24 protein-coding genes and 6 tRNA genes are annotated in these 24690 nt (G+C 61.7%); 19 read left to right on the plus strand and 11 right to left on the minus strand.

The genetic code is table 11. The features are described 5' to 3' along the window. Window positions 1-120: 120 nt before the first annotated feature. Window positions 121-840 (minus strand): hypothetical protein, encoded by a 720-nt coding sequence (locus tag ACODR6_RS16870; protein ID WP_489023153.1) that lies wholly within the window; start codon window positions 838-840, stop codon window positions 121-123. 312 nt (window positions 841-1152) lie between these two features. On the opposite strand from ACODR6_RS16870, the gene ACODR6_RS16875 reads away from it, so the two are divergent. The 4 genes from ACODR6_RS16875 (at window position 1153) to ACODR6_RS16890 (ending at window position 2653) form a co-directional block, all read left to right on the plus strand. Further along, window positions 1153-1440 carry a hypothetical protein gene (locus ACODR6_RS16875; RefSeq protein WP_112711683.1) on the plus strand — a complete coding sequence of 96 codons (288 nt, stop codon included), beginning with the start codon at window positions 1153-1155 and terminating at the stop codon, window positions 1438-1440. A gap of 9 nt (window positions 1441-1449) precedes the next feature. Then, window positions 1450-2049 carry a Pr6Pr family membrane protein gene (locus ACODR6_RS16880; RefSeq protein WP_203428947.1) on the plus strand — a complete coding sequence of 200 codons (600 nt, stop codon included), beginning with the start codon at window positions 1450-1452 and terminating at the stop codon, window positions 2047-2049. A gap of 65 nt (window positions 2050-2114) precedes the next feature. Then, window positions 2115-2444 (plus strand): hypothetical protein, encoded by a 330-nt coding sequence (locus tag ACODR6_RS16885; protein WP_112711679.1) that lies wholly within the window; start codon window positions 2115-2117, stop codon window positions 2442-2444. Between the two features lie 132 nt (window positions 2445-2576). Then, window positions 2577-2653: transfer RNA gene (locus tag ACODR6_RS16890), tRNA-Thr, on the plus strand. A gap of 147 nt (window positions 2654-2800) precedes the next feature. Here ACODR6_RS16890 and ACODR6_RS16895 read toward each other — a convergent pair. The 3 genes from ACODR6_RS16895 to ACODR6_RS16905 all read right to left on the minus strand — a co-directional run bounded on the left by ACODR6_RS16895 (window position 2801) and on the right by ACODR6_RS16905 (window position 5046). Then, window positions 2801-2877, minus strand: a tRNA-Arg gene (locus tag ACODR6_RS16895). 44 nt (window positions 2878-2921) lie between these two features. Continuing rightward, a complete protein-coding gene (locus ACODR6_RS16900) occupies window positions 2922-3227 on the minus strand; it encodes an ETC complex I subunit (protein WP_112711677.1) in 306 nt (101 codons plus the stop codon). 169 nt (window positions 3228-3396) lie between these two features. Then, entirely contained in the window at window positions 3397-5046 is a 1650-nt protein-coding gene (locus tag ACODR6_RS16905) for a phosphoethanolamine transferase (protein ID WP_489023155.1), read from the minus strand. Between the two features lie 185 nt (window positions 5047-5231). Between ACODR6_RS16905 and ACODR6_RS16910 the strand changes: the two genes are divergently transcribed. Next, window positions 5232-5308, plus strand: a tRNA-Pro gene (locus tag ACODR6_RS16910). A 56-nt stretch (window positions 5309-5364) separates the two neighbouring features. Further along, the gene (locus tag ACODR6_RS16915; RefSeq protein WP_130278408.1) at window positions 5365-5574 is read left to right on the plus strand and encodes a hypothetical protein; all 210 of its coding nucleotides are present in this window, start codon (window positions 5365-5367) and stop codon (window positions 5572-5574) included. Window positions 5575-5589: 15 nt separating this feature from the next. On the opposite strand, the gene ACODR6_RS16920 is transcribed toward ACODR6_RS16915, so the two are convergent. Continuing rightward, a complete protein-coding gene (locus tag ACODR6_RS16920; protein WP_489023157.1) occupies window positions 5590-6090 on the minus strand; it encodes a DUF192 domain-containing protein in 501 nt (166 codons plus the stop codon). Then, a complete protein-coding gene (locus ACODR6_RS16925; RefSeq protein WP_112711631.1) occupies window positions 6090-6668 on the minus strand; it encodes a cold-shock protein in 579 nt (192 codons plus the stop codon). The genes ACODR6_RS16920 and ACODR6_RS16925 overlap by 1 nt, the downstream gene beginning before the upstream one ends. Before the next feature lie 195 nt (window positions 6669-6863). Here ACODR6_RS16925 and gloA point away from each other — a divergent pair, with 195 nt between their 5' ends. The 4 genes from gloA (at window position 6864) to ACODR6_RS16945 (ending at window position 8970) form a co-directional block, all read left to right on the plus strand. Then, window positions 6864-7304: a lactoylglutathione lyase gene (gene gloA / locus ACODR6_RS16930; RefSeq protein ID WP_130278410.1), complete on the plus strand. Its 441-nt coding sequence runs from the start codon at window positions 6864-6866 to the stop codon at window positions 7302-7304. 154 nt (window positions 7305-7458) lie between these two features. Further along, on the plus strand, window positions 7459-8550 hold the full coding sequence (locus ACODR6_RS16935; RefSeq protein WP_489023160.1) for a YcbK family protein: 1092 nt from the start codon (window positions 7459-7461) through the stop codon (window positions 8548-8550). A 196-nt stretch (window positions 8551-8746) separates the two neighbouring features. Beyond that, a tRNA-Glu gene (locus ACODR6_RS16940) sits at window positions 8747-8821 on the plus strand. A gap of 74 nt (window positions 8822-8895) precedes the next feature. Beyond that, window positions 8896-8970: transfer RNA gene (locus tag ACODR6_RS16945), tRNA-Glu, on the plus strand. A gap of 32 nt (window positions 8971-9002) precedes the next feature. Here ACODR6_RS16945 and ACODR6_RS16950 read toward each other — a convergent pair. Then, window positions 9003-9170 (minus strand): hypothetical protein, encoded by a 168-nt coding sequence (locus ACODR6_RS16950; protein WP_165402600.1) that lies wholly within the window; start codon window positions 9168-9170, stop codon window positions 9003-9005. 253 nt (window positions 9171-9423) lie between these two features. Between ACODR6_RS16950 and ACODR6_RS16955 the strand changes: the two genes are divergently transcribed. The 6 genes from ACODR6_RS16955 (at window position 9424) to rfbA (ending at window position 15094) form a co-directional block, all read left to right on the plus strand. After that, window positions 9424-9498 (plus strand) — tRNA-Glu (locus ACODR6_RS16955). A gap of 197 nt (window positions 9499-9695) precedes the next feature. Beyond that, complete coding sequence (locus tag ACODR6_RS16960; RefSeq protein WP_489023162.1) at window positions 9696-11672, plus strand: glycosyltransferase family protein; 1977 nt, start codon at window positions 9696-9698, stop codon at window positions 11670-11672. A gap of 9 nt (window positions 11673-11681) precedes the next feature. After that, a complete protein-coding gene (rfbC, locus tag ACODR6_RS16965; RefSeq protein WP_489023164.1) occupies window positions 11682-12248 on the plus strand; it encodes a dTDP-4-dehydrorhamnose 3,5-epimerase in 567 nt (188 codons plus the stop codon). Window positions 12249-12268: 20 nt separating this feature from the next. Further along, window positions 12269-13324 carry a dTDP-glucose 4,6-dehydratase gene (gene rfbB / locus ACODR6_RS16970; protein WP_489023166.1) on the plus strand — a complete coding sequence of 352 codons (1056 nt, stop codon included), beginning with the start codon at window positions 12269-12271 and terminating at the stop codon, window positions 13322-13324. A 2-nt stretch (window positions 13325-13326) separates the two neighbouring features. Then, window positions 13327-14214: a dTDP-4-dehydrorhamnose reductase gene (rfbD, locus tag ACODR6_RS16975; RefSeq protein WP_489023168.1), complete on the plus strand. Its 888-nt coding sequence runs from the start codon at window positions 13327-13329 to the stop codon at window positions 14212-14214. A gap of 10 nt (window positions 14215-14224) precedes the next feature. Further along, window positions 14225-15094 carry a glucose-1-phosphate thymidylyltransferase RfbA gene (rfbA, locus tag ACODR6_RS16980; protein ID WP_489023170.1) on the plus strand — a complete coding sequence of 290 codons (870 nt, stop codon included), beginning with the start codon at window positions 14225-14227 and terminating at the stop codon, window positions 15092-15094. Window position 15095: 1 nt separating this feature from the next. Here rfbA and recJ read toward each other — a convergent pair whose 3' ends face one another. From recJ to ACODR6_RS17000, 4 genes are all read right to left on the minus strand, one after another. Further along, complete coding sequence (gene recJ, locus ACODR6_RS16985) at window positions 15096-16901, minus strand: single-stranded-DNA-specific exonuclease RecJ (RefSeq protein ID WP_489023172.1); 1806 nt, start codon at window positions 16899-16901, stop codon at window positions 15096-15098. 108 nt (window positions 16902-17009) lie between these two features. After that, entirely contained in the window at window positions 17010-18332 is a 1323-nt protein-coding gene (locus tag ACODR6_RS16990) for a homoserine dehydrogenase (RefSeq protein WP_489023174.1), read from the minus strand. Between the two features lie 64 nt (window positions 18333-18396). After that, complete coding sequence (locus tag ACODR6_RS16995; protein WP_203429988.1) at window positions 18397-19614, minus strand: LL-diaminopimelate aminotransferase; 1218 nt, start codon at window positions 19612-19614, stop codon at window positions 18397-18399. 222 nt (window positions 19615-19836) lie between these two features. Further along, window positions 19837-20253, minus strand: coding sequence for a hypothetical protein (locus ACODR6_RS17000; protein WP_203428958.1), 417 nt, complete (start codon window positions 20251-20253; stop codon window positions 19837-19839). A gap of 152 nt (window positions 20254-20405) precedes the next feature. Between ACODR6_RS17000 and ACODR6_RS17005 the strand changes: the two genes are divergently transcribed. From ACODR6_RS17005 to map, 3 genes are all read left to right on the plus strand, one after another. Continuing rightward, window positions 20406-22238 (plus strand): PHA/PHB synthase family protein, encoded by a 1833-nt coding sequence (locus ACODR6_RS17005; RefSeq protein ID WP_203428959.1) that lies wholly within the window; start codon window positions 20406-20408, stop codon window positions 22236-22238. 191 nt (window positions 22239-22429) lie between these two features. Next, window positions 22430-23692 (plus strand): DUF2778 domain-containing protein, encoded by a 1263-nt coding sequence (locus tag ACODR6_RS17010; protein WP_489023177.1) that lies wholly within the window; start codon window positions 22430-22432, stop codon window positions 23690-23692. A gap of 158 nt (window positions 23693-23850) precedes the next feature. Next, window positions 23851-24687, plus strand: a complete 837-nt coding sequence (gene map, locus ACODR6_RS17015) for a type I methionyl aminopeptidase (protein WP_112711607.1) — start codon at window positions 23851-23853, stop codon at window positions 24685-24687. Window positions 24688-24690: the final 3 nt, after the last annotated feature.

The raw sequence follows: 24690 nt of genomic DNA on the forward strand, positions 1-24690 counted from the left end.
AATCCCCAGCACGAGCGCACCAAGCTCTTCCTCAGCCAGATCCTGCACTGAGGCTCAGCCAATTCCAGGAAAAGCCGCCGGATCGCTCCGGCGGCTTTTTTTGTTTGAGCGGGATATCCGTCAGCGGGATGCCAGCGTGCGCAGCATCTTGCAGAGACCGGCGAGACCCGAGTCATAACCGCCCGCTGCCACGTCGCGGCAGCGCACCAGCATCTTCTTCTGGTCGCTCGGATCCATCCTGCTGAACTCGCGCGCCACGGCACCGGGCGTGATATTGGCACCATTGCCGTTGCTGCCGGTCGCGCTGCCGCCGATCCCGAGACCGAGGGTGGCGCCGACGCTGTTGCCGACGTCGGCGCCGACATTGGCGTTGATGCCGCTGCGCCCACCGACGGAAGCAGTGACATCGGCATCGAGCAGCTGGCTGCCGCCTGCCGTTGCACCCACCTTAGCGTTGACGCCGTTGCTGCCGCCGGCAGAGACATCTGCATTGATGTCGGCGAGCTTGCTGCTGCTCAGCGCATTGGCGCCGACCTTGGCCTTGACGCCGTCGCTGCCGCCGACCGTTGCGTCGACATCGACATCGGCATCGACGAGGCCTTTCGAGCCGCCGACCGTGGCATTCGTATTGGCGTTGATGCCCTTCGAACCGCCGACGGATGCTCCGACATTGGCGCCGAGGCCGCCGGAGCTGCCTGACGACACGCCGACGCTGGCATTCACACCATTGCTGCCGCCGATCGAGATATCAAGCGCGTGAGCAGCGCCGAGCGGCATGACAAAAATCGAGCAGGCGGTTGCGAGAACGGCAAGCCGGGTCCTGGAATAAGCGTAAGTCATTGTACTCCTCCGTTTTCCAAATGCCGGATTTGACCGGCAGCCGAAAATCGAGGGAACGCGCGAACCATCGATCGAGTGGACCCGGCCATTGCAGCCAAGCCCATGGACAGCGAACGTAAGAATATTAGAATTGTTTCACGCAACCAAACCTCTAGGTTAGCGCGAAGAAAAGATCGAAGCCGGCCGCTCCGAAACGGGACACTTTCTCGTCATCAGCGGACCGTTTGCGAATCGGCGCGCTTCCGGGCCATAGAAAAAAGACTGCGAAATCCTAGTTCTAAGATGCAGCCTTGCCGTTGATGGAGCACTCCGATGAAACTTACCCTTGCCTCAGTTCTGGTCGCTGCAGCACTGCTCTCCGGATGCAATACCGCGGGCGGCGATATCTCCGGCCCCGGCCTGGCACCGATCCCGGGGAGCATCACCTATAACGGCCAGCCGCGCACGAAGCTGACGAAGTCGCCGATCGGCTCCTATTTCCCGCATACATTCGTGGATGCCCGCGGCCGCGAGGTGGAGGAAACCTATATCATCCGCCCGGATCGCAGCCTGATGATCGCCAACCGCGTTTACCGGCCGATCTTCCGCTGGAACGATTGATCCGCCCACATGGAGCGGCTCGCGGCTGCCATCATTGCTCTGACCGCCTGGACTGGCCTTGCCATCCAGCTCGATGCCAGTATCGCGATGTCAGGTTCGGCACCTGAAGCCATATGGGTAATGGTGCGCTACTTCACGATCCTCACCAATCTCGCCGTCGCGCTTGTCATGACGGCGGCAGCTTTCGATCTCAAACGGATCGCCACGCCGCTCGTTCTCGGCGGCGTGACGACGAGCATCATCCTTGTCGGCGTGGTGTTTGCGTTGCTGCTGCGCGGCATGGTGGAGCTCAGCGGCGGGGCGGCCGTGGCCGATGCCCTCAATCACCGCGTCACGCCGCTGCTGATGACCGTCTATTGGCTGATTGCGGTGCGCAAGCGCGCCCTTTCTTCCGCCGCCCCGCTGCTCTGGACACTGCCGCCGCTCGTCTATTTTCCCTATGCGATGATCCGCGGGCGGATCGAAGGGATCTATGCCTACCCCTTCCTCGATATCCATAGCATCGGCTGGGGCGGCGTGCTCCTCCACGCGCTGGCGATGGGTGCCGGCCTGCTGCTGCTCGGCTACGCCATGCTGGCGATCAACAGGCAGGCGCACCGCGCGCTCTAGATGCCCTGCTGGAACAAATAAGCGTGAAAGCCATTCTCCTTTCCACGAGAAGAGGAGTAGAGACAATGACATACGATCCGAACAACCTGAATGATCCGAACCGCCCGCTCAACCCGACGAACGGTCCGGACTTCCGCACCACGCCCGTCGGCGCCCGTAAATCCAGCTCCTGGGTGGGCTGGGTCGCAGCCATCGCGGTGATCGCCGTTGCCGCCTTCGCCTATATGGAATGGAACGGCACGCCCGATACCGACCCGCAGACGACGGCTTCGACCAAGAGCGAACCGGCAGCTCCGGCTCCCGCGCCGGCAACGCCGATGGCCCCGGCCGACAACAATGCCGCCCCTGCCCCGGCAACCCCGCCGGCACCGGGTGGTGGCGCCACGCAGCAGTAACCTGATCGAAGGCCCGGTGTTCGCACCGGGCCTTTTTCCTTCATGCGGTGCAAGCCCGTTAAGCTTACCCGCTAACCCTGATGAAAAGAACGCATTGCCCGCCCGCCCGGCCGGGTCTATCGAAAGCCTCACGCCCCTTGTAGCTCAACCGCCAGAGCAGCTGCGTTGTCAGCAGCCGATCCAGGTTCAACTCCTCGGCAGGGGCACCATTCTTCCGCAAGATGCTATCAACTACTGGCGAGCTGCCAGCTCTGCTACCCTGGTCTCATAGCTACAGACTGGCTAGGCACTGGCTTTGCGAAGAACTGATATGTTTGAAGCGCTGTATGGGGCCCGGAGTGGCACCTGAAATCAAATGGCGACCCCTGCAGGACTCGAACCTGCGACCTGCTGCTTAGAAGGCAGCTGCTCTATCCAGTTGAGCTAAGGGGCCGGCCGGCCGCCATTGCGATGGCGGCGAACGCGGTATGCCTGAAATCAGTGCGTCCAGGGCTGCGTGCGGGTATAGCGGAAATTATCCGGATAGGCGACAGTCTGGCGGATCGGGTCCTTCGGCTGCAGCACGCGATATTCGATGCCGTTGCGCTTGGCATAGGCTTCGGCCAGTTCCTGCGTCTCGAAGGTCAGCTTGACCTGCTGGCGCATGTCGCCAGACGAGGTGTAGCCCATGACCGGATCGATCTTGCGCGGCTGCTCCTGATCGAATTCGAGCACCCAGAGATGCGTCTTGGCCTTGCCGGACTGCATGGCGGTCTTGGCTGGACGGTAGATCTTGGCAGACATCGCGGCATTCGCCTCCGGATAAGCGGTTTCACCCGCGGATATTTCAACCTTCCGCGCCTGATGCGGCACGGTTCTCTGCGCCAGTGATAGCGCAAAGAGATGAATTTTGCTTATCCGCGAATCCGCCGGGTTTCAAGAAAAAAGCCGAGGCAAAGCGAACTGCCGCAGTTCAATTGGAGGCAAGCTTGTCCGCCGGCTTGCGGCAGGGCGAAACGAGGTCGAGCGAAGCGTCGCGAACGCTGGTCTCGACTTCCATCAATCCGAGCACGCTGTGGAACATGTTGTCGTGCGAGGCCGGGTGCTTGGCGCGCTCGGCGATGCAGGCGGCGTCGAGCCGCGTCTCGCTGGCGAATTCATCCGACAGCCACAGCGCCATCGGCACATGCGTCTGCTCGGCGGGCGCGATGAAATAGGGAGCGCCATGCAGATAGATGCCGTTTTCGCCGAGCGATTCGCCGTGATCCGAGAGATAGAGCATCGAGCCGGCAAGCTCGCCCTGATGGGCCTTCAGCTTGTCGATGACGGCAGCGATCACCTGGTCGGTCATGACGATCGTGTTGTCATAGGCGTTGGTGACTTCCTCGGGCTTGCAGGTGGCGAAATCGGCGGCGCGGCAATCCGGCGTGAAGCGGCGGGCCGAATCGGGATAGCGCAGGTAATAGGCCGGGCCGTGGCTGCCGAGCTGGTGCAGAACCAGCACGCTGTCGCCCTTCACGTTGGCCAGCCAGTCGTCCAACTTGTCGAGCAGGATCGTGTCCAGGCATTCGCCATCCTTGCAGAAGCGCGGATCGCGGGTATCGGGCAGATACTTGTACTTAATGCGGTCGGCGACGCCGTAGGTGCCGGTATCGTTGTCCCACCACTCGACATCGACCTTGGCGTGGCCGAGCACGTCGGTCAGATTGTCGGTCGTCAGGCCCTTGCGGTAATTATAGACGCCGCGCGGATAGACCGAGAACATGCAGGGGATGGAGACGGCCGTCTCCGTGCCGCAGCTCGTCACATCCGGGAAGAAGGTGACGCCACGGGCCTTCATCTCGGGATTGGTGTCGCGGCCGTAGCCGGCCAGCGAGAATTCCTTGCCGCGCGCCGTTTCGCCGGCAACGATCACCAGCACGCGCGGCTTGCCGGGTGCGGCAGGCGGCAGCTGATGCGCATCGGTGCCGATCGGCAGACGCACGAGGTTCAGGTTATCGCCATAGGTGGCCATGTAATAGATCGCGCTGCCGATCGGGAAATGCGGATTGATCGTCATCATCATGTCGCGGTGAATGCGCCCGACGGCGGCATAGGTCGGATAGAAGCCCATGCCGACGATCGCGATCAGCGCGATGCAGGGGATGATGACCGCCATGTTGTGCAGGAATTTGCTCGGGAACGGCCGGTGGATGATGCGCACGGCGGCAATCAGCAGCGACGGCATGACGCCCAACAGGAGCATGTAGAGCATGAATTTGCCGGTGATCAGGTGCCCGGCTTCCGACGAGGTGGTCACCGCGGCGTTACGGATCATCTCGCGGTCGATGATCGTGCCGAACCGATCGGTGAACCATGCGGCGGCGACGGCCGCGAGCAGCAGCACGATCAGCACCGGCTTCATCAGATATTTAACCGAAAACGTGACGGCGATCGCCACCGTCAGCGCGATCATTCCGGCGACGAAGCCGACGAAGGCCGGCCGGTGGCCGTCGAAATAGACATAGGCCCGGCTCCAGAACGTGTAATTGGCGACAATGAGGATGTAGAGGGAAACGATGACCGCCAGCGTGATGCTGCCGATCGCCGGGCGCCACGACGCCGTCTTCTGTTCTGTTGCCATGCTATCAGGTTCGCTCCGGCGCAGCGGCACTTTACGACTCGCGCCAGCACCGCAATCTCAAAATCGGGGCGACCATGGCGGCGCTTCCTGACACTATCCTGAACGCAAAAGCCGCAACGAAGCACGGGACAAGCGCGTTTTTGATATTGCGGGCTCACGGTGAAGCGTGTATTGCCCCCTTCATTCGGAGTGTAGCGCAGTCTGGTAGCGCATCTGGTTTGGGACCAGAGGGTCGGGAGTTCGAATCTCTCCACTCCGACCATTTCCCTTAAATCTCTATCTTCCGCAGGCGGTGACCCGCCCGAGCAGGAGCCGGTCATGCAAGTCGAAATCCCCTGCCCCAAATGCGGCAAGACCCGAATGAACTTTCCGCGTCCGCAGCCGCTCGATGACGACATCATCACCTGCTACAGCTGCAATTTCGAGCTGGGGACCTATGGCTCGGTAAAGGCGAAGATGGCACGGTTCATGGAACGCGTGCGCCAGGAAGCCGTCGCCCAGGCGCAGGCTGCCCGCAAGAAGCAGTAGGCTTCTTCTTCTCTTCTATTTCTTGGTGATCGTCGGGCTGGCGGCCTTGTCGCCGACCTTGATGCCGAGCTTCTTGACGATGCCGGCGTTGAGCTCGACGACATATTTCACCGATCCCATCGAATCGATGATGTCTTCCGAATAGGGAACGGCATTTTCCTTGATGTGGCGGATGACGCCGGTGCTGTCGATGAACAGCATGTCGAGCGGCAGGATGGTGTTTTCCATCCACATCGTCACTCGGCGCGATTGGCCGAAATCGAACAGCATGCCGGCATTTTCGGCCATTTCCTTGCGGTACATCAGGCCGTATTGCCGCTGCTCATTGGTCGAGGCGATCTCGACGGTGAAGTTCAGCAGCTTGCCGGATGCCGTCTGGACGACCAGCGGCTCCCTGGCAAAGACCATCTGCTGTTCCTGCTGCGCGAAGCCGGGCATGGGGGCTGCCGTCGCCACAATGAAAAAAAGCGCCAAAAAGGCGCCTTTGATTCTATGCATTGTCCTCATCCTGAACATCAGTGGGCGCGGCTTGCCGGGCTCGGCATATCCGGGTGGATCTCGGCAGCCATCAGACCCTTGTCACCGGGCCCGAAGCGCACCAGCACAACCTGACCCGGGCGCAGCTCGGTGAGGCCGAAACGGCGCAGCGTTTCCATGTGAACGAAGATATCCTCGGTGCCCTCGCCGCGCGTCAGGAAGCCGAAGCCCTTGGTGCGGTTGAACCACTTGACCAGCGCACGCTCAAGGCCGCTCGTGGCGGTCACCTGGACGTGGGTGCGAACCGGCGGCAGCTGCGAGGGATGAACCGCTGTGGACTGGTCCATGGAGAGGATCTTGAAGGCCTGGTAGCCACGTTCGCGGCGCTGGATCAGCGCGACGATGCGGGTACCTTCGAGGATCGTCTGGTAGCCATCGCGGCGCAGGCATGTGACGTGAAGAAGTACGTCCTGCATGCCGTTGTCTGGAACGATGAAACCGAAACCCTTGGCAACATCAAACCATTTGACGACACCGGTGATTTCAATGAGATCGACGGCATCCCCCGATAGCTCGTCGAGATCACTGAACTCCTTCGATGAAATCCTATCAGCCATGTCGCCAGCCCCTCATTACGCGTCACACTGTTACGGTTAACTGATTCTTGAAATCAAGATTAACATCTTGGTAACGGATAAGCGCAAGTCCTGTTTTTGGTTATTCCCAGTTGCTGATTTTAGCGGCATGTCTTGCCCGAAGCTGACCATGCGTCACCTATCCGGGCTAGGCTCCAACATTCGAAAGGAAATAGAATGCGTTATCTTCATACCATGGTTCGCGTGAAGGACCTCGACGCCTCGTTGCATTTCTACTGCACATTGTTCGGACTGAAGGAAATCCGCCGTTCCGAGAATGAAAAAGGCCGTTTCACACTCGTTTTCCTTGCTGCCACGGATGATATCGCCGAAGCACAGCAAAAGGGCGCCCCCTGCCTCGAGCTCACCTACAATTGGGATAGCGAGGATTATACGGGCGGACGCAATTTCGGCCACCTCGCTTATGAGGTCGACGATATTTATCAGACCTGCCAGCAGCTGATGGACCAGGGAATCACCATCAACCGTCCGCCGCGCGACGGGCGCATGGCCTTCGTGCGCTCGCCGGATGGAATCTCGATCGAGATTCTGCAGAAGAACGGCAGCCTGCCGGCAGCCGAACCGTGGCTTTCCATGGGCAATACCGGCGCCTGGTAAGCCGGGGCTTTAGCGAGGCTTGCGGCTTTGGCGATTTCGGGCTCCGGCCACGTCTTCGCTCTTGCCGCAGCCACGGCCCGCATGCACCCTCCGGCCAAATCAGGCAGCCCGGCCCATCCGTGGCTGCTCCCGTATTTGTCCGGAGAGCTTTCGCTTGCCCCATCTTCGAACGCGACCGTTCCTCTTTCTGACCGCCGTTTCGGCCCTGGCGCTGACCGGCTGCGTCTCCAGCCAGAAGGCGCTTGATTCTGCCGAGGCGACGCCCGCTCCGGCGGCAGCCGCCGCGCAGCAGCAGACCGCCATGGCGCCGGGCGCACCCGGCCAGCAAACCCAGAAGACACCTGGCTATCGCGACCCGATGGTCAACAATGTCGGCCAGCAGCAGACAACGGCGGCCGATCCCAATGCCACGGCAAACATGGCACCGGGCTCGACTCAGATGCAGCCCGCCAATATCGGCGGCATGGCGATGCAATCGACCCGCATCAACGCCAATTCGATGAGCATCTTCTCGTCGCAGCCGGTGATGCCGCAGAACAACCGGACGTCGACGATCATCCAGCCGGCCGATGCCAATGCCTATGCGCCAGTTCAGGGCGGGCTGACGGGCTCGCGCGCCGGCGTGTTCAGCACGCAGCCCGGCCAGCAGGTGCAGCCGAATGCGCAGGGCGAAATCCTGCCGCCGCAGCAATCGTCTCAGAATACCAGCACACAGATCGCGCCGTCCTATCAGACCGCATCGCTTGCAACCGGCAGCCTGCCTGGAGGCTCCAGCAATGCGCTCTATGCCGCGCCGAAGCAGAACCTGATGGGCAGCCTCTCCGGCCTCCTGCAGAAGGCCTCCCTGCCCGGCATGACCCGCGTCGCGCCGAACGGCGTGCATGTGCAGAATGCGAGCGTCGAGGTCAGCTGTTTCAAGCCGAATCTGTTGAACGTCATCAAGACCGTCGAGACGCATTTCGGCAAACCCGTCGTCGTCACCTCGGGCTACCGCGATCCCGAGCATAACCGCATGGTCGGCGGCGCCGAGGAATCGATGCACAAGAGCTGCGATGCCGCCGACATCAAGATCGACGGCGTCTCGAAATGGGATATTGCGAGCTACATCCGCTCGCTGCCGGGCCGCGGCGGTGTCGGCACCTATTGCCATACCGACTCCGTCCATCTCGACACCGGTAACAACCGCGACTGGAACTGGGGCTGCGGCGCCCGGCGCGGCAGCCCGCCAAGCGCTCGCGCGATCTGAACGAAGAGCGCGGTTGCCGTGCCTTAACGTCAACCGCGCGACCCTCATCAAACACCCATTCACAGGGCATTGATTTAGCAGGGTAAATTTGAATCTCCCTGCACAAACATAGCCTTGTCATTTTTTTGATAGAATTGCGATTTTCCCGCTTGCGGGATTCCAAGACCCTGACTATAAGGGCGCCACCACGAAGGAAGCGCCCTTCGTCTATCGGTTAGGACACCAGATTTTCATTCTGGGAAGAGGGGTTCGACTCCCCTAGGGCGTGCCACTTCTCTCTTCAAAACACCGCTGTTTTGACGCTTGTACAGCAAGCATCCACTCCCCATTTATTCCTCATCGCCGGCGCCCTTCGTCTATCGGTCAGGACGGCAGATTCTCATTCTGCAAAGAGGGGTTCGATTCCCCTAGGGCGTGCCAGAAAAGGCCCCGCCGCAGCGAGGCCCTCTCCACTATCCGTCGTTGGCTCTTGCCTTCGGTCCTTCCTTGGAGGTGACCGAGGCGGTCTTGCCATCGGGCTGCTGCCCGAAATAGGTCCCGCCGAGATGGCCGCCACCGCTGGTGTGCTCGACCTGGCGCTCGGCGCGCTTCTGGATTTCCTTGACGTCAGTCTTGCTCATAGGTGTCTCCATTGTTGAGGTGGTGACATCTGAACAACCGGTGAAGGCCAGATTCGTTTCAAACTTTTCCGGGCGACAACGCGTAGACGGGGCAGATCGAGGAAGGAGCGCATGGCGCGATCCCCTGCTCTCCAGGGGCTTCAGCGCTTTCTCGGGGGCATTTCCACAAGCCGTGAAAAAATCTACGGAATTTCGCATTTTACCGCTTGCGGGTCAGTAAGGTGCTGACTATAAGGGCGCCACCACGAAGGAAGCGCCCTTCGTCTATCGGTTAGGACACCAGATTTTCATTCTGGGAAGAGGGGTTCGACTCCCCTAGGGCGTGCCACTTCCAACTGCCTCCCGCAGTCTTTTTCTTCTCAAAATATGTCATTCTGCACAGGTGATCTTGTGCGATCATTGATCGGCTCACCTGAGTGATAACAGGGTGGCGCAAGCTTCGATGCCGATAGTCCGGCCGATAACGCCGGATTGAGCTTGCGGAACCTCCGTTTCCGCGGCGGACGGCATTCGAAGGACCGGACTTTGACGATCAACCAGCCAATTCCAACCACACTGCCCGCCGGCCTGCCGAGCCTGGAGAGCCTGAGCGGCAAGGCGGCGCAATCCGGATCGGTGATCGTCTACCAGCCATACCTCGACGCCGGGCAGCTCGCCCAACTCGATCCGGCAGCACTGCCCTTCGACATTTCCTTCAATACGCAGTCGACGACCCGCGAATACGAGCTGTTCCGGATCCTTCACGAGCATCATCTGCAGGCGGGCCTGCCGGACGACATGTTCTGGGGGCTGCTGTCCAGCAAGTTCGAGACGAAATCGGTCTCCAGCCTGCAGTCCTTCATTTCCGAAGCGACGAAGGCGCGCGCCGATGGCGCCGATGCCTATCTCTACAATCCCTTGATCGGCCACGCGGCGATCTACAGCAATGTCTGGGAACATGCCCTGATGGGCGGACATCCGGGCATGGAACCGATCTTCACCTTCCTGAGGGATAGCGGCTTTGCGATCGCGCTTCCGCAGGGGCAGACGACCTTCTTCTTCTGCAACTATTTCGCCGGTAACCGGAAATTCTGGTCCGGCTATTTCGCCTTCTGCGAACATGTGCTGAACGCACTCGAACAGGAAGCCTTGCGTGGCACCGCGGCCGGACGCGCCTACAGCGGCACGGCAAACTACAGCCGCGATGGCAACGCCGCCATGCGGCCCTTCGTCATCGAGCGGCTGCTTGGCCTCTACATTCCGCATGCGGTCGCGAGCGGCATGAAGGTTTCGGCGTTCTCGCCGTCGCCTGCGGATTTCGAGTGGAAGTTCGGCGCCCGCACCGGGCGCCTGCTTCACGATCTCTTCGAGCGCAAGGAAGCCTTCCTGCAGACCCGTGAGCCGTCCAGGCTGGAAGCCTGGCAGGAGGGCCGCATGCCTGTCGCCAAGGAGCCGCATCTGATCTGGAATGCGGACGATCCGCCGGCCTGGGTGCCGCGCGGCGCCTTCCCGAAGAGCGAACTTGCGCCCCGCGCCTCCAGCGTCAACGACACGTCGCTGCCGCCGGTCAATCCGGCCGCACTCGCAGCCCTGACGCAGCCGCTTGCGCCGCTGTCGGCTGCGGCACCGGCCGCAAAGATGCTGCAGGCCTTCGAGGGCGGCTGGGAGGCCCACAAGGACAAGCACTGCATCTGGATCGTCACGCCGCGAGGCTACAACCACAGCCACGCATTCGACGAGGTGGCGCTCGCGCTGCAGGGCTCATTCCAGGAGCTCGGTGGTTCGGCTCCGATCGTTCGCGAGATGCACGAGTTCGCCGGGCGCTCGCCGATCATCTACGGCGGCAACCTGCTGTCTCTCGAGATCATCCAGAAACTGCCGAAAGACAGCGTCGTCATCAATCTCGAACAGGTCTCGGACGAGAGCACCTGGATGAACGAGCGCTACAGCTCCGTTCTCAAGGCTTTCCCGGTGCTGGATTACAGCCCGCGCAACCGGCGCAACCTTGCGGCCAAGGGCATCGAGCATGCCGGCGTGCTGGAGATCGGCTACAGCGAATGTCTGTCGCAGATCCGGCACACGCCGGTGAAGGATATCGACGTCCTGTTCTATGGTTCGATGAACGACCGCCGCCGCGAGATTCTCATTTCGCTGCATGAGGCCGGCCTGAAGGTCGTGCATCTCTTCAACGTCTATGGCGCCGAACGCGATGCCGCGATCGCGCGCGCCAAGATCGTCATCAATATCCATCACTATGCCAGCGGCGTTTTCGAGATCGTCCGCATCTCCTATCTGCTCGCCAACCGCGTCTGCGTGTTGACCGAGGGCGATATCGAGGATCCCGATCTCGATCCGTTCATCGGCGGGCTCGCCGTCGAGCCCTATGACGATCTCGTCGAGCGCTGCAAGGAATTGCTCGCCGACCAGGCGGAACGCGAACAGATCGCCGAGAACGGCTATAATGCTATGCGGGCACGCTCTCAGGCGGCTATGCTGATGAGCGTGATGCAGGGTACGGAATAGAGACTGACGATGCGCATCGAGACCACGAAAATTGACGGCGTGCTGAAGATCATCCCGGCGCGCCATGGCGATCACCGCGGCTATTTCTCCGAGGCGTTCAAGGACGGCTGGTTCCGTGAGAACGTCGCCGATGTGTCCTTCGTTCAGGATAACGAATCGCTCTCGGCGCAGGTTGGCACTTTGCGCGGGCTGCACTTCCAGACAGCGCCCTTCGCACAGGGCAAGCTGGTGCGCTGCCTGCGGGGCCGGATATTCGACGTGGCCGTCGATATCCGCGCCGGATCTCCGACGTTCGGGCAATGGCTCGGCGAAGAACTGACGCCTGAGAACGGCGTTCAGCTATGGGTTCCGGCAGGCTTTGCGCATGGCTTTGCGACCTTGGAGACTGATACCGTCATCAGCTACAAGGTCACTGCACCTTATAGCCCGGCGAATGACAGCGGCATTTTGTGGAGCGATCCTGATATCGGCATTGCCTGGCCGGTTTCGGAGGCCGATGCGGTACTTTCGGACAAGGACAGGAAGCTTCCGAGGCTCGCCGATATTCCGGCCTATTTCCAATATTCTGCGCAGTGATTGAAGGGGGTGTTCCGGTAATGCGGGTGATGGTAACGGGGGGAGCGGGTTTCATTGGTTCGGCGCTGGTGCGCCATCTGGTGGACACGGTGGGAGCTGACGTTCTCAATATCGACAAGCTGACCTATGCCGGCAATCTGGCCTCGCTGTCTTCGGTCGACAACGCTGCCAACTACCGGTTTCTGCGCGCCGATATCTGCGACCGCGCCGCAATGCAGGAGGCGTTTGCCTCCTTCCGGCCGGAGATCGTCATGCATCTCGCTGCCGAGAGCCATGTCGATCGCTCGATTTCGGGTGCCGGCGATTTCATCCAGACCAATATCGTCGGCACCTTCAGCCTGCTCGATGCGGCGCGCGGCTATTGGGATGGTCTTGAGGCCGAGGCCAAAAGCGCTTTCCGCTTCCTGCATGTCTCGACCGACGAGGTCTATGGTTCGCTCGGCGATGACGGGCTCTTCGAGGAAGTGACCGCTTACGATCCCTCCTCTCCCTATTCGGCCTCGAAGGCAGCGAGCGACCATCTGGCGATCGCCTGGCACCGGACCTATGGGCTGCCGGTTGTGGTGTCAAACTGCTCCAACAATTACGGCCCGTTCCATTTCCCGGAAAAGCTGATCCCGCTGATGATCCTCAATGCGCTGGAGGGCAAACCGCTGCCGGTTTACGGCAACGGTGCCAATATCCGCGACTGGCTCTATGTCGAGGATCATGCGCGGGCGCTGTTCACCATTGCCTCACGCGGGCGGCCGGGCGAGAAGTACAATGTCGGCGGCCGCAACGAGCGGCGCAACATCGAGGTGGTCGAACGCATCTGCGCGATTCTCGATAGCGTATTTCCGGGCAAGGAGGCGCATTCGCGGCTGATCACCAATGTCACCGACCGGCCGGGTCACGATGCCCGCTATGCCATCGATGCCACCAAGCTCGAGACCGAGCTCGGCTGGAAGGCGGAAGAGAATTTCGACAGCGGCATCGAAAAGACCGTTCGCTGGTATCTCGACAATGAATGGTGGTGGCGGCCGCTGCGCGACAATGTCTATTCCGGCGAACGCCTTGGCACTTTCAAGGGGCGATGACGATGCGCATCGCAGTCACGGGCAAACAGGGACAAGTCGTCCAGTCGCTTCTGGCAATGGCTCCGGCCCACGGGGTCGAGCTCATCGCCATCGGTCGACCGGACCTCGACCTTACCGATCCCGCCAGCGTGCTGCCGGCTCTAGCGGCAGCGCAGCCTGACGTGATCGTGTCGGCGGCAGCCTACACGGCGGTGGACAAGGCCGAGAGCGAGGCCGAGCTCGCTCATGCGGTCAATGCCATTGGTACGGGCGCCGTTGCCGAGGCCGCCTCGGCACTTGGCGTTCCGGTGATCCACCTCTCGACCGACTATGTATTCAGCGGCGATAAGCCGTCGCCTTATGTCGAGACGAATCCGACGGGGCCGATTTCGGTCTACGGCAATACCAAGCTCGAGGGCGAGTTGCGCGTCGCGGCGGGCAATGCCAATCATGTCATTCTGCGCACAGCCTGGGTCTATTCGCCGTTCGGCGCGAATTTCGTCAAGACGATGCTCCGGCTTGCCGAAAGCCGTGACGAACTGCGCGTGGTCGCCGACCAGCGCGGCTGCCCGACGTCGGCGCTCGATATTGCCGAGGCGGTGATTGCGATCGCGACGCGGCTCTCCGCGGATGCTGACCCTGCCCTGCGCGGCACCTTTCACCTGACCGGCAGCGGCGAAGCAACCTGGGCGGAATTCGCGCGGGAGATTTTTGCGCGGTCGAAGGCGCTCGGCGGCAAATCTGCCAATGTTGTGCCGATCACCACGGCGGAATATCCGACGCCGGCGAGACGCCCGGCCAATTCCCGTCTGTCGGGTGACAAGCTCGCGGAGACCTATGGCATCCGGCTGCCGGACTGGAAGCGCTCGACCGACGTTGTCATGCAAGCCATTTTGAATAATGCGATTTAAGGAGACTGGCATGAAGGGGATCATTCTTGCGGGCGGCACCGGCACCAGGCTTCATCCGATCACGCAGGCCGTGTCGAAGCAGCTGATGCCCGTCTACGACAAGCCGATGATCTATTACCCGCTGACGACGCTGATGCTCGCGGGGATCAACGACATCCTGATCATCACCACGCCGCATGACGTCGAGGCCTTCAAGCGCCTGCTCGGCGACGGCTCGCAATGGGGCATTTCGCTGACCTATGCTGTGCAGCCGAGCCCGGATGGTCTGGCACAGGCCTTCATCATCGGTGCCGACTTCATCAACGGCCAGAACTCGGCGCTGGTCCTCGGCGACAACATCTATTTCGGCCATGGCCTGCCCGAGATCATGAAATCCGGCACCGCCCGAACAAAGGGCGCCACGGTCTTCGCCTATCACGTCACCGATCCCGAGCGTTACGGCGTCGTCGAGTTCGACGGCAAGATGAATGCGCTGTCGATCGAGGAAAAGCCGAAGCAGCCTAAGTCGCAATGGGCGGTGACCGGTCTCTATTTCTACGACCAGCAGGTGGTCGATATCGCCGCCAACCTGAAGCCGTCGCCGCGCGGTGAATTGGAGATCACCGACGTCAACCGTACCTATCTCAAGCGTGGCGAGCTCTATGTCGAGCTGATGGGCCGCGGTTATGCGTGGCTCGATACGGGAACGCCGGACAGCCTGCTCGACGCGGCGGCCTTTGTCAGCACGCTGGAAAAGCGCCAGGGCTTCAAGATTGCCTGCCCCGAGGAAGTGGCATGGCGCATGGGCTATATCGATCAGAACCAGCTTGCCAAGCTTGCCGAGGCGCTCGGCAAAAGCGCTTACGGGCAATATCTGAGCAAGCTTTCGGCCGACTGGTAATTCACTTCGCGGGAGCGGCGTCGGAGACGCGCAGCTGGATGCGGCGCGAGCCCTGATAGTGGTCGGCGCCGATCGAGCCCGCGACATGCAGGTTGGCGCCGCGCGAATTGAGCAGGAGATTGCCGAGCGCCGTATCGGCAGCGCGGAAGGCGATGCCGTCCAGTCGGGCGCCGTCCATGGCTTCCAGCGTCACCTTAACGTGTTTTTCGCCGACAGTCCTGACATCGCGCAGCCGATGGGCGGGGATTGCGAATACCGGCTGCGAATGGCCGGAGCCGTAGGGTCCTGCCGTCTCCAACCGGTCGATCAGGTCGAGCGTCGCGCCGCTCGCACCAATCGCGCCGTCGATCTTCAGGGTTTCGTTGGCCACCAGATTGGCGACCGTCTTCTCGGCGCGTTCGGTGAAGAAGCTGCGCAGCGCGCCAAGCTTCTCGCGTTCGACAGTCAGGCCGGCGGCCATCGCGTGTCCGCCGCCCTTGACGAGGAGGCCCTCATCGACAGCTGCGCGGACCATCCGGCCCATATCGAAACCGTTGATCGAGCGGCCGGAGCCGGTGCCGCGTCCGGACGGATCGAAGGCGATGGCGAAGGCCGGGCGCTTGAACTTTTCCTTCAGCCGCGCCGCCAGCAAGCCGACGATGCCGGGATGCCATTTGTCGCGCGCCGTGACGATGACCGACGCGCCCTGCCCGTCGCCGTATTCGGCGAAAGCCTCGGCTTCTGCCTCCTGCAGCATGGCCGCCTCCATCGCCTGGCGGTCGCGGTTCAGCTCGTCGAGTTTCTGGGCGATCGTTTCGGCCTCACCGGCGTCGTCCAGCGTCAAGAGGCGGCTGCCGAGTGCTGCATCGCCGATACGGCCGCCGGCATTGATGCGTGGGCCGACGAGAAAGCCGAAATGATAGGGCGTGACCGGGCCGGAGAGACCGGCCTTGCGAAACAGCGCCGCAAGGCCCGCATTGCCCTGATGGCGCGCGGCGACGAGACCCTTCACGACATAGGCGCGGTTCAGCCCCTTGAGCGGCACGACGTCACAGACTGTCGCGAGCGCGACGATATCCAGCCATTGCAGGAGGTCGATCGCCAGAATGCGCTTGTCGCCTGCCTCGCGCAGCAGCCGTAGCGTCGCGACCAGCACGAGGAAGACGACGCCGGCGGCGCAGAGATGGCCCTGCCCTGAGAGATCATCCTCGCGATTGGGATTGACCAGGGCGTGGCAGTGCGGCAGCGCGTGTGTCACCTGGTGGTGATCGATGACGACGACGTCGATATTGCGCGCCTTAGCCGCATCCAGCGCCTCATGGCTGGTCGATCCGCAGTCGACGGTGACGATCAGTTGCGCGCCATTGTCGATCAGCTGGTTGATGGCGCCCGCGTTGGGGCCGTAGCCTTCGAAGATGCGGTCGGGGATATAGATCTCGGCCTTCACGCCGAAATGCGCCAGGAAGCGGTACATCAGCGCCGAAGACGCGGCGCCGTCGACATCGTAGTCGCCGAAGATCGCGACGTTCTCGCCACGGCGAATGGCGTCTGCGAGCCGCCTGGCAGCCTTCTCGCAATCCGTCAGCTTATAGGGGTCCGGCATCAGGCTGCGGATCGTCGGATCGAGAAACTCGACGGCATCATCGACGGCAACGCCGCGTCCGGCGAGCACGCGGGCAATCAGATCCGGCAGGCCGTGGACCTGCGACATGGCGAGCGCACGGTTCTGCCCGGCCTGATCGAGCCGTGAAATCCAGCGATTGTCGAGGATGGATTTCTCCACCCCGAGGAATGCGCGCTGTATCGGATCGGCGGGGATATCCACCATGTTGCCAATGCCCCATCATGTCACCGCCCCGTGACGGGGCGGCAATAATTCTACGAGCACATTTATGCAGGCTGGAAGCGGCTGGCAACGCCCGGGTTGCCGTTACCCTCAGTCTTCCTTGGGGCGCTCGATGCGGATGACCTGCGGTTCGCCCACGAGGTAACCCTCGCCCTTGATGGCGGCGACGGCCTTGCGGACGGAATCCTCGGTCGTCGCATGGGTGACGAGGATGATCGTCTGGTGATGCGAGGGCGAAAGATGCTGCTGCGAGCGCTGCACGATCGATTCCAGCGAGATCTGGTTTTCGGCCATGCGGGTCGCGACGCTGGCGAAGACGCCGGTGCGGTCGAGAACCGTCAGACGGATGAAATAGCCACCTTCGTGGCTCTGCATCTGCGCCTTGCGGTAAGGCTCGAGCGACTTGGCCGGGTGGCCGAGAACCGGCACGCGCTGGGCGCCTGGCTGGCTCTTGGCGATATCGGCGATGTCACCGAGAACAGACGACGCCGTTGCGTTGCCGCCGGCCCCGGGGCCAACCATCAACAGTTCGCCGAGAATGTCGGATTCGATCGCCACGGCATTGGTGACGCCATCAACCTGGGCGATGACGGAATCGACCGGAACCATCGTCGGGTGAACGCGCTGCTCGATGCCGGTATCGGTGCGCTGCGCGACGCCGAGGAGCTTGATGCGGTAGCCGAGATCGGAGGCCGCACGGATATCCTCGATAGAGATATTGGTGATGCCTTCGAGATAGATGTCGTCGGCCGCGATCTGGTTGCCGAAGGCGAGCGTCGTCAGGATCGACAGCTTGTGCGCGGTGTCATTGCCCTCGATGTCGAAAGCAGGGTCGGCTTCGGCATAGCCGAGCCGCTGGGCTTCGGCCAAGCAATCGGCGAAGGACAGGCCTTCCTTCTCCATCTTGGTGAGGATGTAATTACAGGTGCCGTTCATGATCCCGTAGATGCGGGAGATCGAATTGCCGGTCAGCGATTCACGCAGTGCCTTGATGACAGGGATGCCGCCTGCGACAGCCGCCTCGAAGTTGAGCAGCGAGCCCTTCTCCTCGGCGATCTTGGCAAATTCGACGCCGTGATAGGCAAGCAGCGCCTTGTTGGCCGTCACCACATGGAGACCACGATCCAGTGCTGCCTTGACCGAAGCCTTGGCCGCACCTTCGGAGCCGCCGACGAGCTCGACGAAGACGTCGATATCGGCCTTGGAAGCCAGATCTTCCGGCGTATCGAACCAGGCGATGCCGCCGAGATTGATGCCGCGGTCCTTGTTCTTGTCACGGGCCGTGACTGCCGTAATGTGGATCGGACGCCCGCAGGTGGCGGCAAGCTCGTTGCTCTTCTGCTGGATGATACGGACGAGCGAGGCACCAACGGTACCGAGACCCGCAATGCCGATTTTGAGGGCGTCTGCCATGAAGCGATCCTGAATGTTCATGAGTGGCAGCCGCGGAGCGCGGCTGCCGATTGGAAGGTTTCTATCAGCGGTGTGCGTTGAGCGAGATGACGTTGTGCATCGTCTCGTCGGCCGTCGACAGGAATTTCTTGATGCTGCGCGCAGCCTGGCGGATGCGGTGCTCGTTCTCGACAAGTGCGAGGCGAACGTAATCATCGCCCATTTCGCCGAAGCCGATGCCCGGCGCAACGGCCACATCGGCCTTCTCGACGAGCAGCTTGGAGAATTCCAGCGAACCGAGGTGACGGAACTTCTCCGGGATTTTCGCCCAGGCGAACATCGTGGCAGCCGGCGGCGGCACTTCGAAGCCGGCCTTGCCGAAACTTTCGACCATGACGTCGCGGCGGCGCTTGTAGACGTTGCGCACCTCGGCGATGTCGGAGCCGTCGCCGTTCAGCGCGTGCGTCGCGGCAACCTGGATCGGCGTGAAGGCGCCGTAATCGAGGTAGGACTTGACGCGCGTCAGAGCGGCGATCAGGCGCTCGTTGCCGACGGCAAAGCCCATGCGCCAGCCGGGCATGGAGAAGGTCTTCGACATCGAGGTGAACTCGACGGTGACGTCGATCGCGCCGGGCACCTCAAGAACGGAGGGTGGCGGCTCGCCGTCGAAATAGATTTCCGAATAGGCAAGATCCGAGAGGACGATGATGTCGTGCTTCTTCGCGAAGGCGATGACGTCCTTGTAGAAATCAAGAGTCGCGACGAAGGCCGTCGGGTTCGACGGGTAGTTCAGGATCAGTGCCAGCGGCTTCGGGATCGAGTGGCGCACAGCGCGCTCGAGCGGCGCGAAGAAGTTCTCGTCTGGCTCGACCGGGATCGAACGGATCACGCCACCTGCCATCAGGAAGCCGAAGGCATGGATCGGATAGGTCGGGTTCGGGCAGAGGATGACATCGCCCGGCGCGGTGATCGCCTGCGCCATGTTGGCGAAGCCTTCCTTGGAGCCGAGGGTCGCGACGACCTGCGTATCCGGGTTGAGCTTCACGCCAAAACGGCGAGCGTAATAGGCGGCCTGCGCGCGGCGAAGGCCGGGAATGCCCTTGGAGGACGAATAGCGATGCGTGCGCGGGTCCTGGACCACTTCGCAGAGCTTGTCGACGATCGCTTTCGGGGTCGGCAGGTCAGGGTTTCCCATGCCGAGATCGATGATATCGGCGCCGCCCGCTCGCGCGCTTGCTTTCAAACGGTTGACCTGTTCGAAAACATAAGGCGGCAAACGCCGGACTTTGTGAAACTCTTCCATTTCATTCCCCATGGAAATGCGGCCACCGTGGCCGCGCTCGAAGTTCGTCCTGTTCCCGGCTGCTTGCGATACGAACTTCAGAATCGCATGCGCCGTATTCATCAGACTGTCTGCAGGCGGCGATTCTTTGACGGATGCCGCAGCTGCGAAGCATTATCGGGAAAATTCATGTCTCCCGCCAGTGCGGAAGGCTTTGCGTGCAAATTGCCTGAAAGGCAAGGCCTACTTGGTGATTTCCGAGAGTGTGTCGGTGCCATGATCGGCGGCGAGCTTGCGGTATTCCGCAACGCGGCGCTGATACTCGGCCTCGGAAATCGTACCCGCCTTGCGCTGTGCGCCGAGCGCGGTCAGCTTTGCCTGCAGGCTCTTGGCTTCGTCGTCGTTCATCTGAACGTTGGCGGCCGTCAGCGGAGCGCCGAAGGACGGATAGCCGTCCGGCGAATGCGAAAGTCCGCTTTCGACCGGCGCTTCACCCTTGGTGGCGGTCATCACGACCGCCGTGGGGGCCGCTCGCTTGGCGGCGAGTGCTGCCTTCTCTTCCGGCGTCGACGAGCAACCGGCAAGCGTCATCGCCGCGGCCGCGGCAATGAATGCCATGCGGGTTGCGATTGCGATGCCAGAGTTGCCGTTCTTCGTCATGCCAGATCTTCCAAATCCTGAAGCCACTGCGACTGTTAAATTTGTCGCAGCAACAAAGCAATAGCATGAGCGGCGTTGTGTTGAACTTGTTTTCTCGTTCCGGCACGATGTACAAATTGATTTCAGATGATTGCTGCCGCCGGAGGACATGCGTGACCGACAGCAAGAAAGGCGAGACGGACAAGCCGCAAGGCTTCGATGCGACCAACCTCGATCCCTACATGATGAAGGATCCCGAGGCGATGGCGGTGAATTTCGCCCGCGCGCTCGAAAATCTCGGCAAGGCCGCTTCTGCATGGCTGGCACCGCGCGAACGCGGCGATGTCAACGACAAGATCGCCGAGCCGATGACCGACATGGTCAAGACGCTGTCCAAGATCACCGAATACTGGATGTCCGATCCGCGCCGCACTTTCGAGGCGCAGACGCAGCTGATGAGCAGCTATTTCGGCGTCTGGATGCGCTCGATGCAGCGCATGCAGGGCGAGGCCGCCGAGCCGGAGCCCGACCGCAAGGACAAGCGCTTTTCGGATCAGGACTGGGAGAAGAACCCGTTCTTCGACTTCCTGCGGCAGGTTTATTTCATCACCGCCGATTGGGCGGAGAAGATGGTGACGCAGACCGAGGGGCTGGACGAGCACACCAAGCACAAGGCCGGCTTCTATGTGAAGCAGATCACCGCCGCGCTCTCGCCGACCAATTTCGTCGCCACCAACCCGCAGCTCTACCGAGAGACCATCGCCAGCAGTGGGGAGAACCTGGTGCGCGGTATGAAGATGCTGGCCGAGGATATCGTGGCGGGCCATGGCGATCTCAAGCTTCGCCACACCGACATGACGAAATTCGCCGTCGGCCGCGACATGGCGCTGACGCCGGGCAAGGTGATCGCCCAGAACGACATCTGCCAGATCATCCAGTATGAGGCGACGACCGAGACGGTGCTGAAGCGCCCTCTTCTGATCTGCCCGCCGTGGATCAATAAGTTCTATATTCTCGACCTCAATCCGCAGAAATCCTTCATCAAGTGGTGCGTCGATCAGGGCCAGACGGTGTTCGTCATCTCCTGGGTCAATCCCGATTCGCGCCATGCGGAAAAGGACTGGACGGCCTATGCCCGCGAGGGCGTCGATTTCGCGCTGGAGACGATCGAGAAGGCGACCGGCGAAAAGGACGTCAACGCCGTCGGTTACTGCGTCGGCGGCACCCTGCTTGCCGCAACGCTAGCGCTTCATGCCAAAGAGAAGAACAAGCGGATCCGCTCGGCGACGCTGTTCACCACGCAGGTGGACTTCACCCACGCAGGCGATCTCAAGGTATTCGTCGACGAGGAGCAGCTGCAGGCCCTCGAGGCGCATATGCAATCGGTCGGCTATCTCGACGGGTCGAAGATGGCGACGGCCTTCAACATGCTGCGCGCTTCCGAGCTGATTTGGCCCTATTTCGTCAACAACTACCTGAAGGGCGAAATGCCGATGCCCTTCGACCTGTTGTTCTGGAATGCCGATTCGACCCGGATGGCCGCGGCCAACCACGCTTTCTACCTGCGCAACTGCTACCTCAAAAATGCGCTGACCGCCGACCAGATGGTGCTCGACGGCAGGACCGTGTCCCTGAAGGACGTGAAGATCCCGATCTACAATCTGGCGACCCGCGAGGACCATATCGCTCCGGCAAAGTCGGTTTTCCTCGGCAGCCAGTTCTTCGGCGGCAAGGTCGATTTCGTTGTCACCGGCTCGGGACATATCGCCGGCGTCGTCAATCCGCCAGACAAGAAGAAGTACCAGTATTGGACCGGCGGCCCCGCCAAGGGCGATTATGACACATGGCTCGACAAGGCCGAGGAGACAGCGGGCTCATGGTGGCCGCATTGGCATGCCTGGATCGAGGCCAAGGACGGCAAGCGTGTTCCCGCCCGCAAGCCCGGCGGCGCGTCGCTCAATGCCATCGAAGAAGCACCGGGCAGCTACGTGATGGAACGGGCCTAGGCTTTTTTTGAAACGGCGCCGTCCATTTCCTTTGCCGCATAAAGGAATTGGAAACCATAATCGCCCATAGTTACTAACAGCGGATTAGTTGCGCTGTGCCTCATTTAGGCCCTGTTGCTTCATTATCGGCTCCGGCTAAAGCGTCCTGCGTAAGCTGCCGGTATTAGTGACGCGTTGGGAAACCGAGTAATATGGCGTTTGCTGTCGAGGCGCGTGAAAGCGCTAACCCTTTCGGCTGGGCAATTTTCGGCTCTGCCAAGCTTTTCCGGGCTCTTCCGGTCATTGCTGCCATCGGCCTGGGGGCCGCTGTATCGACCTGGACACTGGCATCGGTTGCCACGATGCATTCGTCGGCAATGCCTGCCAACGAAGACAAGAGCCTGTTTGCCGATATCGCCATCGCTCCGAAGGCGCATGCGCATCACAATGCCGGCGCCGCGCAGGCCCTCGTTCACGTCAGCAAGTTTTCCCGGCTTCCCGGCCAAACGACCGTTTCCGACCGCATGACGGCGGATGTTCCCGCAAAATCCTCCAAGGACATGGTAGCGCTGATGCAGCGCCGCGGACTTTCGCTGCTTGCCATGCGCAACAATGGCAGCGAGATCGCTTCGGCGCTGAAGCAGCAGGCAGAGACACTCGCCAGCGCCGCGCCGATCCCGGCCGTGACGACGCCGGCCGCCCTGCCCGCTCCGGTTCAGGTTCAGGTCGCAGCCGTCAAGGCGCCTGAACCCGCAACGACCATGGCCGCCGCCGAAGCAATGCCGCAGCCGCGCCCGACGCCCGCCGCTTCCCCGATCGAGACCGCGCTCGCCGATGGTGTCGCCGCCTCCGACGAACCTTTCGGCCTCGTTCTCTCCGACGGCGGCGAGGTACCGCTGCCGATGGCCCGCCCGAACCGTCCGAAGACGGCGGCCAATGCACCGGAGACGGCGCTTGCCTATGCCAAGGTCGATGACGAAGACATCGAAGACGATATGCCGAAGGTCGGCAAGCCAACGCTGACGCCGATCGCCCGCGCAGGTGTTGCCGTCTACGACATTTCGGCCGGTACCGTTTACATGCCGAACGGCGATCGCCTTGAGGCGCATTCGGGCCTCGGCAACATGCGCGACAACCCGCGCTTCGTCAACCAGAAGATGCGCGGCCCGACGCCGCCGCATACCTATAACCTTCAGATGCGTGAAGCGCTGTTCCACGGTGTCGAGGCGATCCGCCTGCATCCGGTCGGTGGCGCCGGCGCCATCCACAATCGCGTCGGCCTGCTTGCCCACACCTACATGCTCGGCAAGCGCGGCGACTCCAACGGCTGCGTTTCCTTCAAGGATTACAAGCGCTTCCTGGCCGCCTTCAAGCGCGGTGAGATCAAGCAGCTGGTCGTCGTTCCGAAATATAGCGGCACCTCTGCCGGTTCGCCGAAGTCGACGCTGGCGTCGCTCTTCTCGCGCCGCTCCTGATCGCAATTTCGATGCAAGACAGAAGAGGCGGCCGCGCCACCGGCCGCCTCTTCTGCGTTGAGATGACACAAATCGCCGACGCGCCCATTGATCGCGATGGACGAACCCGGCATAGCTGCATTATGTACGACAAGGACAATTTCCGCTAAGGCCCTGCAATGGTGAATTATATCGAAGCCGCCACGGCGCCGCCGAAAAATACCGGCGCAATCAGGCTCTATGGCCCCGACGCTTTCGAAGGCATGCGCAAGGCCTGTCAGCTGACGGCACGCTGCCTCGACGAGCTGGCATCCATCGTCAAGCCCGGCCTGCCGACGGATGCGATCGACCGTTTCGTGTTCGAATACGGCATGGACAACGGCGCCCATCCGGCGACGCTGAATTATCGCGGCTATACGAAATCGACCTGCACCTCGATCAACCATGTCGTCTGTCACGGCATTCCCGATGCCAAGCCGCTGCGCGAAGGCGATATCGTCAACATCGACGTCACCTTCGTCGTCGATGGCTGGCACGGCGATTCAAGTCGCATGTATCCGGTCGGGCAGATCAAGCGCGCCGCCGAGCGCCTCCTCGAAGTGACGCATGAATCGCTGATGCGCGGTATCGCTGCCGTGCGGCCGGGTGCGCGCACCGGCGCGATCGGCGAGGCGATCCAGACCTATGCGGAAGCCGAGCGCTGCTCCGTCGTGCGCGACTTTTGCGGACATGGCGTCGGCCGCCTTTTCCACGATTCGCCGAATATCCTGCATTACGGCCGGGCCAACGAAGGCCCTGAGCTGCGCGAAGGCATGATCTTCACCATCGAGCCGATGATCAATCTCGGACGGCCGCATGTGAAGGTGCTGGCCGACGGCTGGACGGCGGTGACGCGCGACCGGTCGCTCTCGGCGCAGTACGAGCATACGGTCGGCGTAACGGCCACCGGCTGCGAGATCTTCACGCTGTCGCCCGGCGGTCTCGACCGCCCCGGCCTGGCGCCGCTCAACGGGTGAGAC

Source organism: Rhizobium sp. FG96 (assembly GCF_057808655.1).

Excerpts from the sequence above, each read along its gene's own strand:
- ACODR6_RS16870 (WP_489023153.1), bottom strand. The coding sequence starts at position 840 with ATGACTTACGCTTATTCCAGGACCCGGCTTGCCGTTCTCGCAACCGCC.
- ACODR6_RS16875 (WP_112711683.1), top strand. The coding sequence starts at position 1,153 with ATGAAACTTACCCTTGCCTCAGTTCTGGTCGCTGCAGCACTGCTCTCC.
- ACODR6_RS16880 (WP_203428947.1), top strand. The coding sequence starts at position 1,450 with ATGGAGCGGCTCGCGGCTGCCATCATTGCTCTGACCGCCTGGACTGGC.
- ACODR6_RS16885 (WP_112711679.1), top strand. The coding sequence starts at position 2,115 with ATGACATACGATCCGAACAACCTGAATGATCCGAACCGCCCGCTCAAC.
- ACODR6_RS16900 (WP_112711677.1), bottom strand. The coding sequence starts at position 3,227 with ATGTCTGCCAAGATCTACCGTCCAGCCAAGACCGCCATGCAGTCCGGC.
- ACODR6_RS16905 (WP_489023155.1), bottom strand. The coding sequence starts at position 5,046 with ATGGCAACAGAACAGAAGACGGCGTCGTGGCGCCCGGCGATCGGCAGC.
- ACODR6_RS16915 (WP_130278408.1), top strand. The coding sequence starts at position 5,365 with ATGCAAGTCGAAATCCCCTGCCCCAAATGCGGCAAGACCCGAATGAAC.
- ACODR6_RS16920 (WP_489023157.1), bottom strand. The coding sequence starts at position 6,090 with ATGTTCAGGATGAGGACAATGCATAGAATCAAAGGCGCCTTTTTGGCG.
- ACODR6_RS16925 (WP_112711631.1), bottom strand. The coding sequence starts at position 6,668 with ATGGCTGATAGGATTTCATCGAAGGAGTTCAGTGATCTCGACGAGCTA.
- gloA (WP_130278410.1), top strand. The coding sequence starts at position 6,864 with ATGCGTTATCTTCATACCATGGTTCGCGTGAAGGACCTCGACGCCTCG.
- ACODR6_RS16950 (WP_165402600.1), bottom strand. The coding sequence starts at position 9,170 with ATGAGCAAGACTGACGTCAAGGAAATCCAGAAGCGCGCCGAGCGCCAG.
- rfbC (WP_489023164.1), top strand. The coding sequence starts at position 11,682 with ATGCGCATCGAGACCACGAAAATTGACGGCGTGCTGAAGATCATCCCG.
- rfbB (WP_489023166.1), top strand. The coding sequence starts at position 12,269 with ATGCGGGTGATGGTAACGGGGGGAGCGGGTTTCATTGGTTCGGCGCTG.
- rfbD (WP_489023168.1), top strand. The coding sequence starts at position 13,327 with ATGCGCATCGCAGTCACGGGCAAACAGGGACAAGTCGTCCAGTCGCTT.
- rfbA (WP_489023170.1), top strand. The coding sequence starts at position 14,225 with ATGAAGGGGATCATTCTTGCGGGCGGCACCGGCACCAGGCTTCATCCG.
- recJ (WP_489023172.1), bottom strand. The coding sequence starts at position 16,901 with ATGGTGGATATCCCCGCCGATCCGATACAGCGCGCATTCCTCGGGGTG.
- ACODR6_RS16990 (WP_489023174.1), bottom strand. The coding sequence starts at position 18,332 with ATGGCAGACGCCCTCAAAATCGGCATTGCGGGTCTCGGTACCGTTGGT.
- ACODR6_RS16995 (WP_203429988.1), bottom strand. The coding sequence starts at position 19,614 with ATGGAAGAGTTTCACAAAGTCCGGCGTTTGCCGCCTTATGTTTTCGAA.
- ACODR6_RS17000 (WP_203428958.1), bottom strand. The coding sequence starts at position 20,253 with ATGACGAAGAACGGCAACTCTGGCATCGCAATCGCAACCCGCATGGCA.
- ACODR6_RS17010 (WP_489023177.1), top strand. The coding sequence starts at position 22,430 with ATGGCGTTTGCTGTCGAGGCGCGTGAAAGCGCTAACCCTTTCGGCTGG.
- map (WP_112711607.1), top strand. The coding sequence starts at position 23,851 with ATGGTGAATTATATCGAAGCCGCCACGGCGCCGCCGAAAAATACCGGC.